The sequence below is a fragment of the Gordonia sp. ALPHA1B1 genome (assembly GCF_005502615.1).
In the GTDB taxonomy this organism is placed as follows: Bacteria; Actinomycetota; Actinomycetes; order Mycobacteriales; family Mycobacteriaceae; genus Gordonia; species Gordonia hongkongensis.
Genome location: NZ_SCOC01000010.1, coordinates 91,827 through 109,056, shown reverse-complemented (window position 1 = coordinate 109,056; position 17,230 = coordinate 91,827). Strand labels below are relative to the sequence as shown.

Annotated in this window: 15 protein-coding genes; 5 read left to right on the top strand and 10 right to left on the bottom strand. The window is 64.7% G+C overall.

What is annotated here, in order from left to right; translation table 11 throughout:
* Nucleotides 1–283 precede the first annotated feature (283 nt).
* Nucleotides 284–1,195, top strand: coding sequence for a LysR family transcriptional regulator (locus FFS52_RS09405; RefSeq protein ID WP_065632460.1), 912 nt, complete (start codon nucleotides 284–286; stop codon nucleotides 1,193–1,195).
* Nucleotides 1,196–1,212: 17 nt separating this feature from the next.
* Here FFS52_RS09405 and FFS52_RS09400 read toward each other — a convergent pair whose 3' ends face one another.
* The gene (locus tag FFS52_RS09400; protein ID WP_249356155.1) at nucleotides 1,213–1,791 is read right to left on the bottom strand and encodes a glycoside hydrolase family 16 protein; all 579 of its coding nucleotides are present in this window, start codon (nucleotides 1,789–1,791) and stop codon (nucleotides 1,213–1,215) included.
* Nucleotides 1,792–2,086: 295 nt separating this feature from the next.
* On the opposite strand from FFS52_RS09400, the gene FFS52_RS09395 reads away from it, so the two are divergent.
* Entirely contained in the window at nucleotides 2,087–3,040 is a 954-nt protein-coding gene (locus tag FFS52_RS09395; protein ID WP_137809505.1) for a proline dehydrogenase family protein, read from the top strand.
* Here FFS52_RS09395 and FFS52_RS09390 read toward each other — a convergent pair.
* On the bottom strand, nucleotides 3,015–3,614 hold the full coding sequence (locus FFS52_RS09390) for a TetR-like C-terminal domain-containing protein (RefSeq protein WP_137809504.1): 600 nt from the start codon (nucleotides 3,612–3,614) through the stop codon (nucleotides 3,015–3,017). The two genes, FFS52_RS09395 and FFS52_RS09390, sit on opposite strands and share 26 nt — an antisense overlap.
* 51 nt (nucleotides 3,615–3,665) lie before the next feature.
* On the opposite strand from FFS52_RS09390, the gene FFS52_RS09385 reads away from it, so the two are divergent.
* The 3 genes from FFS52_RS09385 to FFS52_RS09375 are packed head-to-tail and all read left to right on the top strand — an operon-like array spanning nucleotide 3,666 to nucleotide 8,197.
* Nucleotides 3,666–4,781 (top strand): hypothetical protein, encoded by a 1,116-nt coding sequence (locus tag FFS52_RS09385; protein WP_137809503.1) that lies wholly within the window; start codon nucleotides 3,666–3,668, stop codon nucleotides 4,779–4,781.
* A gap of 9 nt (nucleotides 4,782–4,790) precedes the next feature.
* On the top strand, nucleotides 4,791–5,828 hold the full coding sequence (locus FFS52_RS09380) for a TIGR03617 family F420-dependent LLM class oxidoreductase (protein WP_137809502.1): 1,038 nt from the start codon (nucleotides 4,791–4,793) through the stop codon (nucleotides 5,826–5,828).
* On the top strand, nucleotides 5,825–8,197 hold the full coding sequence (locus FFS52_RS09375) for a PEP/pyruvate-binding domain-containing protein (RefSeq protein WP_137809501.1): 2,373 nt from the start codon (nucleotides 5,825–5,827) through the stop codon (nucleotides 8,195–8,197). The genes FFS52_RS09380 and FFS52_RS09375 overlap by 4 nt, the downstream gene beginning before the upstream one ends.
* A 156-nt stretch (nucleotides 8,198–8,353) precedes the next feature.
* Here the strand turns inward: FFS52_RS09375 and FFS52_RS09370 are convergent, their stop codons facing one another.
* The 8 genes from FFS52_RS09370 to FFS52_RS09335 form a co-directional block, all read right to left on the bottom strand.
* The gene (locus FFS52_RS09370; protein ID WP_137809500.1) at nucleotides 8,354–9,700 is read right to left on the bottom strand and encodes an MFS transporter; all 1,347 of its coding nucleotides are present in this window, start codon (nucleotides 9,698–9,700) and stop codon (nucleotides 8,354–8,356) included.
* Nucleotides 9,701–10,010: 310 nt separating this feature from the next.
* Nucleotides 10,011–10,712 carry a TetR/AcrR family transcriptional regulator gene (locus FFS52_RS09365; RefSeq protein ID WP_137809499.1) on the bottom strand — a complete coding sequence of 234 codons (702 nt, stop codon included), beginning with the start codon at nucleotides 10,710–10,712 and terminating at the stop codon, nucleotides 10,011–10,013.
* A gap of 43 nt (nucleotides 10,713–10,755) precedes the next feature.
* A complete protein-coding gene (locus FFS52_RS09360; protein ID WP_137809498.1) occupies nucleotides 10,756–11,874 on the bottom strand; it encodes an NAD(P)/FAD-dependent oxidoreductase in 1,119 nt (372 codons plus the stop codon).
* Complete coding sequence (locus tag FFS52_RS09355; RefSeq protein ID WP_249356158.1) at nucleotides 11,859–12,809, bottom strand: NAD(P)-dependent oxidoreductase; 951 nt, start codon at nucleotides 12,807–12,809, stop codon at nucleotides 11,859–11,861. The genes FFS52_RS09360 and FFS52_RS09355 overlap by 16 nt, the downstream gene beginning before the upstream one ends.
* Nucleotides 12,781–13,815: a D-2-hydroxyacid dehydrogenase gene (locus FFS52_RS09350; RefSeq protein WP_137809496.1), complete on the bottom strand. Its 1,035-nt coding sequence runs from the start codon at nucleotides 13,813–13,815 to the stop codon at nucleotides 12,781–12,783. The genes FFS52_RS09355 and FFS52_RS09350 overlap by 29 nt, the downstream gene beginning before the upstream one ends.
* Before the next feature lie 15 nt (nucleotides 13,816–13,830).
* On the bottom strand, nucleotides 13,831–14,850 hold the full coding sequence (locus tag FFS52_RS09345; RefSeq protein WP_137809495.1) for an alpha/beta fold hydrolase: 1,020 nt from the start codon (nucleotides 14,848–14,850) through the stop codon (nucleotides 13,831–13,833).
* Nucleotides 14,851–14,858: 8 nt separating this feature from the next.
* On the bottom strand, nucleotides 14,859–16,214 hold the full coding sequence (gene glnT, locus FFS52_RS09340; RefSeq protein WP_137809494.1) for a type III glutamate--ammonia ligase: 1,356 nt from the start codon (nucleotides 16,212–16,214) through the stop codon (nucleotides 14,859–14,861).
* 228 nt (nucleotides 16,215–16,442) lie between these two features.
* The gene (locus FFS52_RS09335; RefSeq protein ID WP_171011593.1) at nucleotides 16,443–17,168 is read right to left on the bottom strand and encodes a GntR family transcriptional regulator; all 726 of its coding nucleotides are present in this window, start codon (nucleotides 17,166–17,168) and stop codon (nucleotides 16,443–16,445) included.
* Nucleotides 17,169–17,230: the final 62 nt, after the last annotated feature.

The window sequence follows — 17,230 nt, the reverse complement described above, 5'->3', positions numbered from 1 at the left end:
AAAGATCGTTTCTTCTCGAAATCCGCGATATGACCCAACGGAGCGAAAGATGGAAGAATCGGCAGAATTGCCGTCGATCTGATGCGCGCTGAGACGGTCGTGCCGATCGGGCCCGATCAGCCGCCTCCTGCTGGGGTCCTCCCGTCCCCTCCGCGGGAGGGACCCCAGCAGGTAGTCCGAATGCGATGTGGCCGGCGCGAACTTGGCCTCGCGGAATTCAGCATATTGGCTCGATGGTCAACCTACAATCACATCAATCGGGATAACTGACAGGAGATCGTTGATGAATGGTCCCGGGGAGCCCGGACTACGTGATATCGACCTCCGACGACTGCGAATGTTCGTCGTCGTGATGGAGGCGCCCAGCCTTCGTGTCGCCGCGGATGACCTGTTCATCAGCCAGCAAGCGCTCTCCTCGGCGATCCGCGAACTCGAGCGACACCTGGGGGTGGAGCTCTTCTCGCGGTCGCGCCGAAGCCTCACGCCGACGCCTGCCGGTGAGGCGCTCTACCGTGGTGCAGTGCCGTTGCTGGCCGGTGGCGAACAGCTCGCGACGCAGGTACGACGGGTGGACGCCGGCTCGCCTGCGCCGTTCGTGATCGGTCACGCCCCGGACCTCGCCTCCTCCGAAGTCTTCCGGATCATCGAACCGGTGGTGCTCGCCGACTCGTCGGTGCCGATCACGGTACGACCGGTCTTCGCCGAACTCATTCGCGACGAGTTGCTGTCGGGAGCCATCGACATGGCTCTCGGACGAGGCGTGGCGGCCCCGCCGGACATGGCCACCACCATCGCGACACAACACGAACTGCGTCTGGCGGTGCGTGCCGATCACCCGCTGGCCGCGCACGACCGGGTCGACATGGCCGACCTCGCCGGCTACGAGATCGTCGTCTGGGGTCCCGAGCACGAGTACGAGTACACCGACATCCTCGTCGGCATGTGTCGGCGTGCCGGGTTCGAACCGAAGATCATCCTGTCGACGCTGCTGGGGACGCCCCCGCACACGGCGGTGATCGCACACCCCGACGCGTGCGCATTCGTCACCAATGAACCCGGCTGGATCTACGTCAACCGCATCCGGATCGTCGAGTTCACCGATCCGCCGTTCGCACCCGTCCGCGCGATGTGGTTGCCCAACACCTCGTCGACCCTTCGGCGACAGATACTCGCCGCGGCCGAGAACTCGCTCTGAGGTTCCGGCCGCAGGCCTCAGGCGCCGTCTCGTCTGCTGACCTGCACCGCGGTCACGTCGAAGATCCGCGGGTACCCGATCGTCGAGTCGGGGACGGCGCGGTCCGGGAAGTCGAAGACGCTCAGCATCAACTGCACCGGGTAGTCGATCGACTGGTCGACCGTCTTGACCGGGTGCCCGTCGACGCTGAACACGAGCCGTCCCGGTTCCCAGTCGACGGCGTACTCGTGCAGGTCGGCGAGATCGTGCGGGATCTCGATGACCGAGAAATCGTCGACAATCCGAGGGTCACGGTGCGGATGGACGCCCACCCCGACCGTCCAGGGCTCGCCGGGCCGCGGGCCGAAGATCTCGGCGACGCAGATCTCGCCGGACTCGTCGGGGCGCTCCTCGGTGCCGAGAAGCCAGAACGCCACCATCGACGCCGGATCGCGGATCGCGCGCATGGTCACCTCGAACCGGCCGTGGGCTTGGGCGAAGCGGATCTCCGAGGCGCGATCGGTGGTGACGGTCAATCCGTCGCGGTGGGCGTGCTGACCGACCGGGCTGCCGATCGGGCCGGCGTGATGCCCGGTCTGCAGGCTCGAGACCCGCATCCCCGACTCGGACGGCCGCCAGGCGGGCTGGTCGTCGTCGATGCACAGCCGTGAGCGTCCCTCCGATGTGCTCCACCGGGCGGCGGAGTTTCTCGGGTGTCGACCAGTGCGGCAGATACGCGGCGATCCACGTCCGGGGGTCGAAACCGTCGCCGGTGAAGTCGTCGTGCAGGGTCGTCGTGAGGCCCGTCAGATCCGCGGAGTGTCGGTCCATGAGATTACGGTACAACGACTTTCGAGGGCCACACGCGTAGTGTGTGCTGGTCAGTACGGGCGTGATCAGAGGTGGGATGACTTGGAGACGACAACTGCGGCCGACACTCTCCGGCGATGGGCGCTCGACGAAGAGCTGAAGTCCCGGGTCATGGCCGACCCCGCGCTCGCCGACTGTGCGCGGCGAGTCGCCGACCGCTACACCGCGGGAGAAGATGTCGAGTCCGCGATCCGCGCCGGAGCGCGCGCCGTGGAACGCGGGCACCGGGTGAGCATCGAGTACACGGGGGAGAGCGTTCGCGATGCCGCCGAAGCGACGGCGGCCACGGACGTGTTCGTGTCTGTCGCCGAACACATCGGCCAGACCGGACTGCCGTCGACGGTCTCCGGCGATCTGTCGCACATCGGCCTCCTCGTCTCGGAGGAACTGGTGCGCGACAACGCTTCCCGCCTGGCACAGGCGTGTGCCGCGGTGGACTCGGTCTTCATGATCTCGGCCGAGGGATCGGACCGGGCCGACCAGGTTCTCGAGGTCTACGACTGGCTGTCGCAGCGATTCGACAATGTGGGCGTCACACTCCAGGCACGGCTCCACCGCTCGGAGGGCGACGTCGAACGCCTCCTCGCGATCGGTGGCCGCATCCGGCTCGTCAAAGGCGCGTTCTACGAATCGGATTCGACCGCGCTGTCGCGAGAGGATCCGGAATTGGCGGAGCGCTTCGGACGTCTCGCACGGCGCATCGTCGACGGCGGCGGCTCCCTCACACTCGCGACCCACGACGAGGTGCTGCTGACGCGCGTCCTCGACTCGGTCGGCGCCGCCGACGCCCTCGAGGTCGAGATGCTGATGGGTCTCAGAACCGACCTCCTCGATCGGTTGGCGGCGAACGGGGTTGCCACGCGCGAATACTGCATCTTCGGCTCGGAATGGTGGTTGTACGTGCTCAACCGCATCGCCGAAGACCCGACGAGGGTGTTCCAGGCCATCGTCGACCTGGGGCGCGGGCCGATCAGCCCGCCGGCCACCGCTCGGTGATCAGCTCGACCATCTCCTCGACCCACGCGTCGTCGAGTGCGGCGTCGCTGCGGATGAGGATGCGGAAGATCGCGGTACCGGCGACGACCTCCGCGAGCATGGGCAACCGGTCGTCGCCCCGGCGTTCCTGACCGAACCGGGATTCGAAGGCGGTGAGGTCGCCGGCGAGCCGGGCGATCATCTGACTGTGCAGCTCGGGTGAGGCCACGGTGTCGGCGATGAGACCCGGAAGCGCCACGCGCACCTCGGGCCGGTTGAACATCGCCCGCACGATCTCGACGAGCGCCCGGATGTCCTGTCGGGCATCGCCCGAAACCGTTGGCGGCGCCAGTGTTTCGGCGGCCAGAACTGCTTCGTGGACGAGCTGGGCCTTGCCGGACCAGCGCCGGTAGATGGCCGCGGTGGTGGTGCCCGCGCGGGCCGCGATCGCCGAGAGGGACAGCGCTGGGTAGCCCGTCTCGAGGATGAGTTCGCGGGTGGCCGCGATGATCGCGGTATCGATCCGCCCGTCGCGGGGCCGTCCGGGCGACGCAGGGTTCGACCTCTTGTGTTCCCTTCGGCCATCTGCTGTCATGAGTCCCAGCATAGTTGCAATACGGTGTGCATCGTATTTATGGGAGGGCTCGTGGAACTCAGTCCACTCGACGAATATCCGATCCATCAGGCCCCGGCGCCGATCACCTGGCCGGCGACCTCCGACCGGAACTTCTACGACCGTTCGTACTTCAACGTCCTCGACCGCGAGGGCCGGTTCATGGCGCTGACCGGCATCGGCTACTACCCGCGGCTCGGGGTCAAGGACGCCTACTTCGTCGTCCGGCGCGGTGACACCCAGACCGCGGTGCACCTCAGCGACGCCATCGACGACGACCGCCTGCGGCAGAACGTCAACGGCTACCGCCTGGATGTGCTGGATCCGTTGCAGGAACTACATCTGACGCTGGCCGAGACCGAGGGGATCTCCGCCGACCTGACCTGGCGCGGTCTCTTCCCCGCGGCGCTGGAGAAGCCGCACGACATGCTCACCGAACGGCGGGTCACCCTGCAGGCGTGCCGGTTTGCGCAAGTGGGCAGCTGGCAGGGATGGATCGATGTCGACGGGGAGCGGTTGACGGTCGAGCACGACACCAGCGTGGCGAGTCGTGACCGGTCGTGGGGCATCCGCCCCGTCGGTGAGTCCGAACCCGCGGGCCGGCCCGACACCGCCTTCCGCGGTATGTGGTGGCTGTACCTGCCGTTGGCCTTCGACGACTTCCAGTTGTTCCTGATCCTGCAAGAGGATCCCGACGGTCATCGCAGTCTCTACGACTGCACGCGGCGCTGGCGGGACGGTCGCGTCGAGCAACTCGACGGTGTGCGCGTCGCCATCGACTACACGTCGGGCACACGGATTCCCCGGGGCGCGCACGTCGAGTTCCTGACCCGTGCCGGTGACCGGGTGGTCCTCGATGTGGAATCAAAACTGTTCGCTCCCATCGCGTTCGGATCGGGGTACGGCGGCGACTCGTCGTGGGGACACGGCACATGGAAAGACGGACCGTTCGCCGAACGCGTCAGCTTCGACCTCACCGACCCGGAGGTGATGGCGCGGGCGCCCTTCAGTCTGATCGACCACGTCGGGTCGGCCGTCTGTACCGAACCGGACGGCACCGTCCGGCATGGTGCCGGTCTGTTCGAGCACGGCGTCATCGGTCCTCATCACCCGTCGGGATTCTCCGACTGGACCGATGTGATCGGCTAGGACATCGACATGAAGATCATGACGGCGTTGTTCGATCCGGTCGGAGCGGTCGATCGCGCGCGGGCGCTGCAGGAGGCTGGCGCGTCCGGTGTGTTCACCTTCGAAGGTCCGCACGACGTGTTCACGCCGCTCGCGCTGGCGACGGCGGTGGACGGGCTCGACATCATGTCGAATGTGGCGCTCGCGCTCCCGCGCAACCCGATTCAACTGGCTCATCAGGCGAACGACCTGCAGGTGCTCAGCGAGGGCCGGTTCATCCTCGGGCTGGGCACCCAGGTGCGCGCCCAGATCGAGAAGCGGTACGGCGCCGAGTTCGATCGTCCGGTGGAGCGGATGAAGGAGATGGTCGGTGCCCTGCGGGCCATTTTCGCCACCTGGAACGACGGTGAGCGTCTGGACTTCCGGGGCGAGTATCACCGTCACACCCTGATGACGCCGACCTTCGTACCCGGTCCGAATCCCTACGGGCCGCCGCCGATCTACCTGGGCGCGTTGGGCCCTCGACTCACCCGTGCCACCGCCGAGGTCGCCGACGGTCTGCTGGTGATGCCGTTCGGATCGAAGCGGTTCCTGCGCGGCACGACGCTGCCCGCGGTCCGCGACGGTCTCGCGGCGGCCGGTCGGAGCGAGGACGACTTCGAGGTGGTGCCCGAGATCATCGTCTCGGTCGCCGGGAGCGGAGCGAGCGGGCCGAATGCGACGGTCGCGACAGACCGCGACGCCGACCACGCCTCGACGCGAATGCTGTTGGCGTTCTATGGTTCCACTCCCGCATACCGGCCCGTGCTCGATGCGCACGGATGGGGCGACCTGCAGCCGGAACTCAACGCGATGTCCAAACAGGGACGCTGGCAGGAGATGGCCGGGCTGATCGACGACGAGATCCTCCACACCATCGCCGCCTGCGGCACTCCGGCCGAGATCGCCGCACACATCCGCGACCGCGTCGAGGGTGTGTCGGACCGTATCTGCCTCTACCAACCGGGACCTATCGGTGTGGAACCGCTGGCCGAGATCGTCGATTCCCTGACCGGTGACGCGAGATGAGCGCGGAAACAGTCGAATTCGAGGAGATCACCGACGACCGCTACGGCGGCAAGGCGGCCGGGCTCGCACGTCTGCGGCGCCTGGGTCTCCCGGTGCCGCCCGGGTACGTCATCGCCGGCGTGTCCAGGGTGTCCGACGCTGCGACAGCGAGATTCGACGAGATGGCCGCCGCCGGCTGGACACCGGTCGCGGTCCGGTCCTCGGCCGTGGGGGAGGACGGGGACGACCAGTCCTTCGCCGGCCAGTACGACACCGTGCTGGGGGTCGACACCGTCGACCGCTTCGTCGACGCGGTTCGCGCCTGTGCCGACTCGGTGCACTCGCGCCGCGCGTCGTCGTACAGCGGGAATGCCTCGGCCACCATGAATGTGGTGGTCCAGCGGATGGTCGATGCGCGCGCCGCGGGCGTGGTGTTCACCGCGGACCCGGTCTCAGGTCGACGCGACCTGACGGTGATCGACATCGTTTCCGGGCTCGGCGAATCGCTCGTCGACGGGACAGCTGCTCCCGATCACGTCGTGGTCGATGCCGACGGAACCCCGGTGGTCAACGAAACCGTTGCGGCGCCGGTTCTGTCACCGGTCGAGATCGCGGCGATCCAGTCCGGTGCCCGCCGGGCCGAGCAGGAGTGGGGCCGGCCGATGGACCTCGAATGGGCCATCGACAAATCCGGTGAACTCTGGTGGTTGCAGGCTCGGCCGATCACCACGCTGCCCGGTGACCTGAACGAGATGGACTCGCCGGTGGCCGGCGCCGACCATGTGTACACACGATGCAACATCGGCGAGATGATGCCGGGCGCGTTCTGTCCGCTGACCGCATCGGTCTCCGGGTTCGCGATCGACTACGCGATGCAGGTGGTGCAGGTGGTCGCCCGGGCACAGGAGCGATACGAGAAGCCCTGGCTGCAGGTCGGTTACTTCTACGGGCACATGTTCCTGAACCTGACCGAGGGCACGGCACTGAGTTCCGGCATCCTCGGGAACTCGCTGGAACAGTTCTCGACCTCGATCTGCGGGCGGGTCATCGACGAACTCGAACCCAAGCCGCCACAACCGTTCCGGCGCAAGCTCGGGAACACCGTCCGGCTGACCTCGCATGCGCTGTCGGTCGGTCCGGCCATCCGTCGACTGCCCGGTGAGATCGGCGGGTTCGCGGTACCGACGAGCCGCGACCCCCGGATCGTATGGGAGGAGCTGGAAGCCGGGGTCGCCCAATACTGCGAGGTCACCCTCATCCATGTGCGGTCGTCCTCACGCGCTGCCGTCGCGGCGAATGTGCTCGAGAGCGTGCTGGTCCGGCGCGCGGAGAAGGACGGCCGCACCGAGGACGACGGCAAGGCCGAGGCCGCCCGGCTCATGGCCGGCGCCTCGGAGGTGGAGAGCGCACTGATGCTCGCCGAACTCGATGCCGTCGTACGGACGATCGCCGCCGATTCCGCGGTGGCCGAGGAGTTCCTCGATGCACCGCCCGACGATGCGGTCACTACGTTGCAGTCGTCCGACGGAGGTGCCGGCTCGGCCCTGCGGAGATTCCTCGAGCGCCACGGACATCGCGGGTACCGCGAACTGTGCATGCGCGATCCGTCCTGGGCCGACGACCCCGGCGGGCTGGGTTCGATGATGCAGGTGATGGTGCGGTCGGTCGGGACCCGGACCGTCGCGCGACCCGACCCTGCGCCCGTCGACTTGCACCCCTCTCGGTCGATCCGAGTCCTGGCCCGACTGGCGCAGGGGGGTGCGCGAGGACGCGAGGAGACGAAGTCGCGGATGGCGCTGATGGCCCATCGGCTCAAACGGGGCTACCGACACCTCGGCGAGGTGCTGGTCGAGACCGGACGGCTTCCCGACGCCGATCTCGTCTTCTTCTTCGACAGTGCGGAGCTGCAACGGATCGTCGGCGCCGGCGACATCGCCGACCTCGTCGAGAACGCGCGGAAGCGTCGGGAAGCGTTGTCGTACCAGGATCGGCTCGAGTTCGACGACGTGTCGGTCGGCCGCCCGTCCCCGCGCGTCGTGGCTCCTGAGCGGAATGTCGGCGATGGCCGGATCGTGGGTCGACCGGCGGGCCGGGGAACCGTCGAAGGCGTGGTGCGCGTGGCGAAGTCGATCGTGGAGGCGCGTGATGTCCAGCGCGGTGAGATCCTCGTGGCACCCGTCACCGACGTCGGCTGGACGCCGTACTTCACCGTCATCGGTGCGCTGGTCACCGACATCGGCAGTTCGGTCTCGCACGGTGCGGTGGTCGCCCGCGAATACGGACTGCCGTGCGTCGTGAACACCCTGGTGGGCACCCAGGTGTTGCGGACGGGAGACCGCGTGCGGGTCGATGGAGATCGCGGGATCGTCGAACGGCTCGAGAGTCGTTGACTGCCAGGCGGTAGGCGGAGATGTCGTCCGGAACGACCAACCGGTGCCGACTCTCGGCGTGCTGGACACCTGCGACGACACACGTCGAACACCGACACCGGCTGGTCATCATTGTCCGCGGTATCGGTGTTCGACCGGTGTACGAGCCCTCGATTCTCAGGTGCCCTTGGTGACCACCGGCTCGACTTCGACCACTGTGATATCCCCGGTCATCTTCGGATTCGCTTCCACACCTGCTGTCCGGTCCCCAGCGTCGAAGACCCGCAACCATATCGTCGCGGCGGCCGACAATGCAGCGGCACCGGCGATGTACACGCCGAACGCGACAACCGTGCCGGTCGATGCGAGGAGGGCTGCCGCCACCAGGGGGGTGAGCCCGCTGCCGAAGATCGAGCCGAGTTGATAGCCCATCGAGACGCCCGAGTAGCCGACACGGGAGTCGTAGATACCGGCGAAGAAGGCGGCCATCGTCCCATACGCTGCAGCGTATGGAATGAAGATCAAGGCGTAGCCGAGCATTGCGAGACCGAACTGACCGGTGTCGAGCAGGAGAACCCAGGGGACACCCATGAGTCCCATGCCGATGTTCCCGATCAAGAACACCTTCTTGATCCCGACCCGATCTGCGGTACGCGCGAACACGGGGATCAAGATCAGGGTGATGACCTGACACAGCAGGACCATCAGCAGCATCTGGCTGTAGCTGAAGTCCAGCCTGGTCGTTCCGTAACTCAGGCTGTACACAGCGGCACCGTAGATGACGACGCCGGTACCGAGATAGGCGATTGCCATCAGAACCACCTGCTTCGGGTAGTGCCGGAGCAGAGTGACCAGAGGACTCTTCTCCTTCTTGTCCAGCTGTTCGACGCGTTCGAACTCTGGGCTCTCCTCGACGGCCAGTCGGATGACAAGACCGACGACAACGAGCGCGAAGCTGGCCAGGAAGGGAATTCGCCAACCCCAGCCGAGCAACTGGTCCTCCGACATCAGAGCTGTCGTGATCAGAAAGACGCCGTTCGCCATGATCTGACCCGCCGGGGACCCGGCCTGCACCCAACTCCCGTACAACCCTCGCCTGGCCTTGGGCGCGTGCTCGACTGTCATCAGAACAGCGCCGGCATACTCGCCACCTACTGAGAGGCCCTGTAACACACGAAGAATCACCAACAACACGGGTGCGATGATGCCGATCGAATCGTAGGACGGCAGAAGCCCGACCAAGCCGGTCGCCACACCCATCATCACGAGTGTCACGACGAGCGTGGGCCGGCGGCCGATACGATCTCCGAAGTGGCCGAAGATGATCCCGCCCAGGGGCCTGGCGACGAAGGCGACTCCGAAGGTCGCGAACGAGAGCAGAGTACCTACGAGCGGGTCATGCGAAGGGAAGAACACATGTCGGAAAACGAGTGCGCTGGCAGTGCCGTAGATGAAGAAGTCGTACCATTCGATGGACGTTCCTACGAAACTGCCGAGTGCTGCCTTTTTGGCGGACGTTAACATTCGGGACCTTTCTACCCGCCTTGGTGCGGGGACATCTGCGATGACTGTAATGATGGATTAATCGATGTTTGTATCCAGACCATTTCTGGACAATCGGCCACCACCATTGCTCCGAACCGTCACGACGCCGGGCCGTTCGGATGTGACATATTGCCCTCCATGCGGCGTGGATCAGGATGAGGATCTACCGCCGGGCGGGTTTCGAATTACTATCGAAAGTGTAGTGGACAAGACATTACTGGGTCAGGTCCAGCCTGTTAATTGATCGTTTCACCGTGTCGGTTCACGCACGTCAGCTCACTGGGAAGGGCTATTGATCTTCCGGATCCGGGCAGGCTCGAAATCCTGCAATCCCGTGCTGCGCCTCCCTGCGGACGTGATCCATGGTGTCGGGGTCTTCGACAATCGCACGCACAGCGAGTCGTGCAGCGGAATCTGCGAATCTGTCGATGTCGGACTCCTTACGACCATCCACGTGAAACCGATGTTGACTACCCTCGGTGAGGCTAAGGGCCGTGCGCACGAAGTCGCTTGCCGGCTCTGCACAGAAGACTCCCGTGGCGAGTCCGTCGTCGATGATCAGCTGAAGCAGTCTCACCAACTCGTGATAGTCCTCGTGAAAGTCACGAAATACTTCTGGCTGTTTCGTCGCGGCCTCTTCGAGATCGTAGAAATTCAGAGGTGCAGAGCACATTTGAATCACGTCTCGATACAACACGATGTACAAGCGGACGGCTGCGGATTCGGGGCGATCGGCAAGCGTCCGGGCCGCTATCAGAGATGTCCGATTCTGGTCCATGATTGCCCGAAGGATTGCATCTTTCGAATTGAACCAATAGTAGATCGATGACTGCTTCAAACCTGCGGCCTGGGCTATCTCCGCCATTCGGGTCGACGCGAATCCCTTTTCCGCGAAAAGCGATGCGGCCGCCGTGAGAATCCCTACCCGCGGCTCGCTCGTGACCATTCCGCTCTCCCGGGGGCGACCGCCCGCTGAGCCGCGTTTCGTCATGCGGCGATCCTAACAGCGCGAACCTGTCCGTATCGGCCACGCCTCAGCCCCCGATTGCCGTTCGAGCGTAGTCGTCGAACTCCAGATAACGTTCGATCTGGTGGTTCACTCCACCGGAGGCGTACTCTTCGCGAGTCCGCTGGTACTCGAAATGCAAGCGTGAGTACTCGACCATCTTGTTGGCCACCGGCAAGCGGTCCTCCTCGAACCTGCGCCCCGCCTCGACGACATCGTCGGTCTCGGCCAGGTAGCGCGCGAAGGTGGACCCGTCGATCAGGGCTTGGTTGGCGCCTTGCGCCATTCCGGGATACATGGGGTGCGCTGAATCGCCTATCAGGATTGCGCGGCGGTCTGTCCATCGCGGGAGGTGGCGACGGTAGTGGGCGATCTCGCGACCGATGATGCTGCCGGGTTCGCTGACGTCGACGATGCGCGGAATCGGTGTGTTGATCCAACTGCGTGCACACTCGGTGAAGTCGTCGTAGGAACTCAGTCCGTCCAGGCTGCCGTACCAGTACGCGTGAGTCTCGTCGATCGGTATCCACCCGATGTGACCGTTGGGTCCGAACACGTCGGCCTGGACGTCGGTGGGGACTCCGGCGGCAGCGCAGTCGAACACTCCGCGCCAGCGCACAACCCCCTCGTCGGTGAATTCCGGGGGTGCCCCGAACATGAAGTTGCGAAGCTTGGAACCGATGCCATCGGTCCCCAGCAGGACGTCGCCGGTCGCCTGGGTGCCGTCTGCGAAATGCAGGGTGATGCTGTCTGCACTCTGCTCGTACCACTCCCCGCCACGGCTGTAGATGATCTCGTCAGGGCTGAGGCCCGATGCGAGGAGCGCGTTCAGCCGGACCCGGCGCGCACCGGTGATGGGTGCGCCGAGCTCGGTGGCCCAGCCGTCTACGTCGACGTCCGAGGTCCGGGTGCCGTCACAGTCGAGCGTCCACCATCGCTTCATGGCGGCCGCCTCTGCCAGGTAGCGTTCGCCGAGTCCCAGGCCGTCCAACACCCGGACGCCGTTCGGCCAGATGTTGAGACCGACTCCAGCAGTCCGTATTTCAGGGTCCTTCTCGAACAGTCTGATTGTCCAACCCTGTTGTTTGAGGTGAAGCGCAGACGACAGCCCCGCAATTCCCCCACCGCAGATCAGTGCTGTTGGCATGACGTGTGTCCTTTGAGTGTGTTGGGCGAGCACAGTCGCTCGATCACCGTGATCAGCGCCCCATGGTCGAGTCCGCCGTCTCCGGAGGCGCGTAGTGCTTGGACCAACTGGGTCACGACGGCGGCGACGGGTGTGGCGAGACCTGCCTGATCGGCCGCCGATTGCGCGATCAAGAGATCCTTGTAATGCAGATCGACGCGGAAACCCGGCGTGAAGTCACGGTCGATCATCTTGCGAGCCTTGTTCTCCAGCACCCTGCTGGCAGCCAGGCCGCCGTTGAGCACACTGATCGCGGCGTCCATGTCGACATCTGTTCTCTGCAGGAGACTCAGTGCCTCGGCCACCAGAGCGATGTTGCCGGCCACGATCATCTGGTTGGCCGCCTTCACCAACTGTCCGGAACCCACCGGTCCGACATGTGCGACAACACCGGAGAAGGCGGCAATCGCAGATGTCGCTGTGGCGATGTCGGAGGGCGAGCCGCCCATCATGACTGCGAGGTTGCCTGTGTGAGCGCCGTGTTCGCCACCGCTGACCGGCGCGTCGACGAAGCCGATGGCCGACTCGCTCAGGGTTGCGGCGATGGTCACGGCCCGCTCGGGGGCTATCGTGCTGCAGTCGACCACTACTCGGCCGGGTCTGGCTGTGGTGGTGACGCCGTCGGTTCCGAACAACACCTTCTCGACATCGGGCGCGTCCGGGAGCATCGTGATGATGGTGTCTGCCCGTTCGGCGACCTCCGCCGGACTCACCGCCCCGACCGCACCAGCGGCGACCAGGTCGTCGACCGCCGTCTGCGACCGATTGTGGACGACGACCGTGAGTCCGGCGTTCACCAGATGGGCAGCCATCGGCCTTCCCATCACTCCCAACCCGATGAAGCCGATCGTGCCGGTGCCGCTCATCTCAGTACCCCCGATCCAGGTCGACGACATTCCGGAACGGCTGTGCAGCACCCAGTCGTCGGAGGTTGTCCACGAAGAGGTCGACCTGGCGGTCGCCGAGTAGCTGCGAAGCATGCGAATCGTGCGGCAGCACCAGGGCGCCGGGGGCGGTCCACAGCGGGTCGTCCGCCGGAAGTGGCTCCATCGCATGACAATCGATCAGCGCGCCGCGCAGGTGGCCGTCCTCGAGAGCTGCTACCAGTGCGCCGGCGTCGTGGATGGGACCCCGCGCAACGTTGGCGATCCACCCACCGGGTTTCATCGCAGCGATCGCACGGGCGTCGATCAGTCCTCTGGTCTGCGGGGTCAACGGCGCAGCGATCACCAGGAAGTCGGACGTGGCGAGAGCGTCCAGAAGTGATCCGGTCGACACGACCTCGTCAAAGCCTCTGACCTCGTTGCCTTGTCGATTGATTCCGATGGTCCGGATTCCCAGCGCGGACGCAATCCGCGCGGTCTGGGAGCCGATGTTGCCGGTGCCGAGGATCGTCATGACCGCGCCGTCGAGTTCTCGAGCGGGCAATTCGACCCACTTGCGCGCAGCCTGGTTCTGCCATCGGGTGTGCAGCATCTTGGCGTCGGCCAGAATGGCTCCGATGACGGTTTCCGCGATGGCTTTTGCGGCGACGCCGGACGCGTTGGCCAGCACAACCCCCTGCGGCACGATCGTCGTCAGATGTTCCGCACCGGCGCTCATCGACTGAATCAGCTGAAGATCAGGGTTGATGAGCTGGTCGTACCCCTTCTGGGTCAGGATGCCGACTTCGCTCTCGATGGATTCGACGGTTCCGCTGGTCTCCACCATTATCGCGTGTGGTGGCCGTTGTGGTGGTAGGCCGCCGTTCAGGTTGGACACCGGAATGTGCTCGAGCCACACATCGTCGGCGACCGCCAGAATTCTTGCTCGTTGTTGCTCGGTGAGCCAGATCCCCTCCACGGGGTCACTCGCTCCCTGTACTGCTTTGGGTAGCCCCGCTACCACGATGTTGAGCGACACTGACGTCGACTCCTCTCAGATTGTTGGTTGTGAGCTGGGGTTCTTCCGCTTCAACTCAGCGAGAAGCTCTCGGAGGCAGGCGTCTACGACGTTCTGTTCTCGTGCTCGTACACCGGGACGGCCGGCGACGTGGCCCAACGACGACTCCAGGACACGCAGTTCGCCGTGCCGCAGCGCTTGTACCTCCACAGAGTTCTCGGCCAACGTGAAGTACGCGTCCGTCGAGCACGGCATCAACACGGTTCTGGCTTTGATGAGACCAAGACCTGCACAGAGTCCACCCCGGTTCCGCCCGATGTCGGCGTCCCGCCACATCCTCAGACATGTCATCAGATCGCCGGCGTCGAACGCCTCATGGTCTTCACCCCAACGCACCAGAACATCGGCGGCGCTGCGATATCCGAGATCCTTGTAGATCCCGTCGGTGAAGAAGGCCGGTGAGTACGCCCAGCCTGCGTACACTCGCCCGAAGGCGTTCAGTCCGCGCGCCGGGCGAACGCCCAGACCGAAGTTCGGATCGGCTTCCAATGCGGCCGCCACCGAGTCGAGGAACACCTGATTCACCGTGGAACAGCGGGCAGCCGAACACAGAGCCATGACCGAGTCCACATCGTCCGGGAACATCGCGGCGAATTCCAATGCCTGAGTGCCGCCGAGGGACCACCCCGCCGCCAGCTGAACTCGTGCGACTCCCAGAGCATCCAGGACGAGGCGTGCGGCACGGGCGTTGTCTCCTACGGTGATCCTCGGAAAGGTGTGTCGCGCAACGTCAGGTGTGGTCGACGGAGAGACCGACTTCCCGTTGCCGAGGTGGTTGACGATGACCACGCGGTGATGCGTCGGATCGATCGGGCGCCCTTCACCGATCCACGGTGCGTAATCGGCATCGGTGCCGGTGTAATAGGTGAACAACAGCACGACGTCGCCCGCGCCGAACAGATCGCCGTAGGTGCGAAAACGGATGTGCGCATCCGACAGTCGTTCGCCCGACTCGAGCGGGAAGTCGTCGACCACGATCGTTCTCGTGCCGTTCATCGGGGCTCTCAGAAGAAGGTGAGGTAGCGGTCACGTTCCCAGTCGGTGACTGCGGTGCAGTAGTCTTCCCACTCGCCGCGCTTGTAGTCGATGAACGATCGCCAGCCCTTCTCTCCGAACACTTCTCTGGTGAACGGATCCGCTTCGAAAGCGTCGATGGCGTCCTCCAGTGTTCGCGGAAGCAGCGTGAGGCCACGCGCTGCGTATTCGGACAGCGGAACCTCGTACAGGTTCTCGGTGTGGAAGCTCTCGAGTTCGGCCTTCTCGCGAATTCCTTCCAGGCCCGCGGCCAAGAGCACGGCGGCCGCGAGGTGCGGATTGCAACTCGAGTCGACCGCTCGGCACTCCACCCGGCCTCCACCGAGCGGCACACGAAGCATGTTCGTGCGGTTGTTGTTTCCGCAACTGGCGAAGATCGGCGCCCACGTGGAACCGGACATGCTGCCCTTGCGGACCAGCCGCTTGTAGCTGTTGACCGTCGGTGCGATCACTGCGCAGATCGCGGCGGCGTGACGAACGATCCCGGCAGCGAAGTGGTAGCCCAGCTCGCTCAGCCCGACGCCGGCCGGATCCTCCTGCGCGTCGAACAGATTGGAGGTGTTCGCCAGGTCGGCGAGGGACATGTTGAAATGGGCACCCGACCCCGTTCGGTCGTCGAACGGCTTGGGCATGAAGGATGCCATCAGCCCGTCTTCGCGGGCGATCTCGCCGGCCATCATCCGGAAGATGACGACGCGATCGGCCATTGTCATCCCATCCGCGTAGGTGAAGTCGATCTCGAACTGCCCCTGCGCGTCCTCGTGATCGAATGAGTAGACATCCCAACCCAATTCGTTCATTGCGTCGACCAGCCTGCTGAGCCAGGGGAGATTGTCGAGCAAGGTGGGTATCGCGTAACAGGATTTCTCCAGAGTGTCGCGGTCGCTGACGTTCTGGGGATTGCGGGGATCGCCGGAGAAGACGAAGAACTCTGTCTCGACGCCCAGGTTGAAAGTGAACCCCATGTCGGCGGCCGCGTCGATCTGACGTCTCAGGATGTTACGGCTGGACGCCTCGAACGGCTGACCGCCCTCATACAGGTCGGAGAGAAACAGTGCGACGTCACGACGCCAGGGGAGGACCACCCCGCGCGACAGATCCGGACGCGCTGACAGCTCCTCGTCGCTGACATCCTGAGGGAGGCCGTCGAGCGCAGCGCCGGTGAACAGCTCGGAACCACCTGCCATGTGTGTGAAATGGTCGATCGGCACGACCTTGCCTTTGAGGTTTCCGTGCAGATCCGTGTAGCCCGCGATGGCGTAGCGGACTCTCTCTTCCTTCAGTTTGGCGCCGAGAGATGCTGCGTGCGAGTCGATTGCGGTCATGGAGACCCTTTCAGACGTAGTTTCGACGAGGTATTGAAACAGTAGCTCTAGGCAATTTCGATGACATATCGAAACTGTTTCCAGTGCGTTTCGCCGTTTCGGGGGAGGGCTCAGATATGCTCGTGCGCTTGGTCGTTCAGTGACCGTGTGGGAGAGACAACGGATTTCGGCGGAAACTCGGCCGTGCGAAGAATCCGAAGCGAGGTAGTACTCTGCGCTCCGTGGCCTTCAGGCGCGAGAGGGATCGTGCGGTAGCTCGGCGTAGTCCCATTCGTGCTGCCGCGCCAGGTTGCAGGCGATGTCGACGTCCCCTCTGGTCAGCGAGTCGAGAAGGGCCTGATGGTCGTCGGCGATCGTGGTCAGCTCGGGAGTGGACGCCAACATCGTCACCGACGTCCATGCCTCGATCTGGAGATTCTCCCAGGTGCGAGCTATGAGATCGTTGCCGGCAGCTTCTATGATGTGTCGGTGGAATGCGACGGTCTGCACTCCGACTGCTTCGACGTCTTTCTTTTCGGCCATTCGATACATCTCCGCGATGTCCCGCTCGAGGTGATCAATGGGCACCGAACCAGTCAACAAGACCAGTCGTGTGGCAGTTTCTTCCAACGCGGCCCGAAGGACGTAGCTCTCCCGCAGCGCCTCTCTGATGGAGGACCGGATGAAAGTACCGCGACGCGGCTTGATCTCGACCAGTCCGAAGGCCTCGAGCTCGCGCAGTGCCTCGCGGACCGGAGCCTGACTCGTTCCGAACTGAGCCGCGACCTTTGTCTCGACCAGACGCTCGCCAGGCCCCAGCTCCCCGAACACGATCTGGTGCACGAGCGTATCGCGGATCTGTTGACTGAGTGTTCGACGCAGGCCCGTCTGGTGACTCGCAGGCATGGTCTCAAGATACGGAATCATCCTGCTCCGGGTCGCACCGGTCGGAGAACCGCTGGTACGCGCGGGCATCGTTTGCTCCGACACACTCGACCCTCGCAGTGAGATCGGAACTTCGCACGCGCCGACGGCGA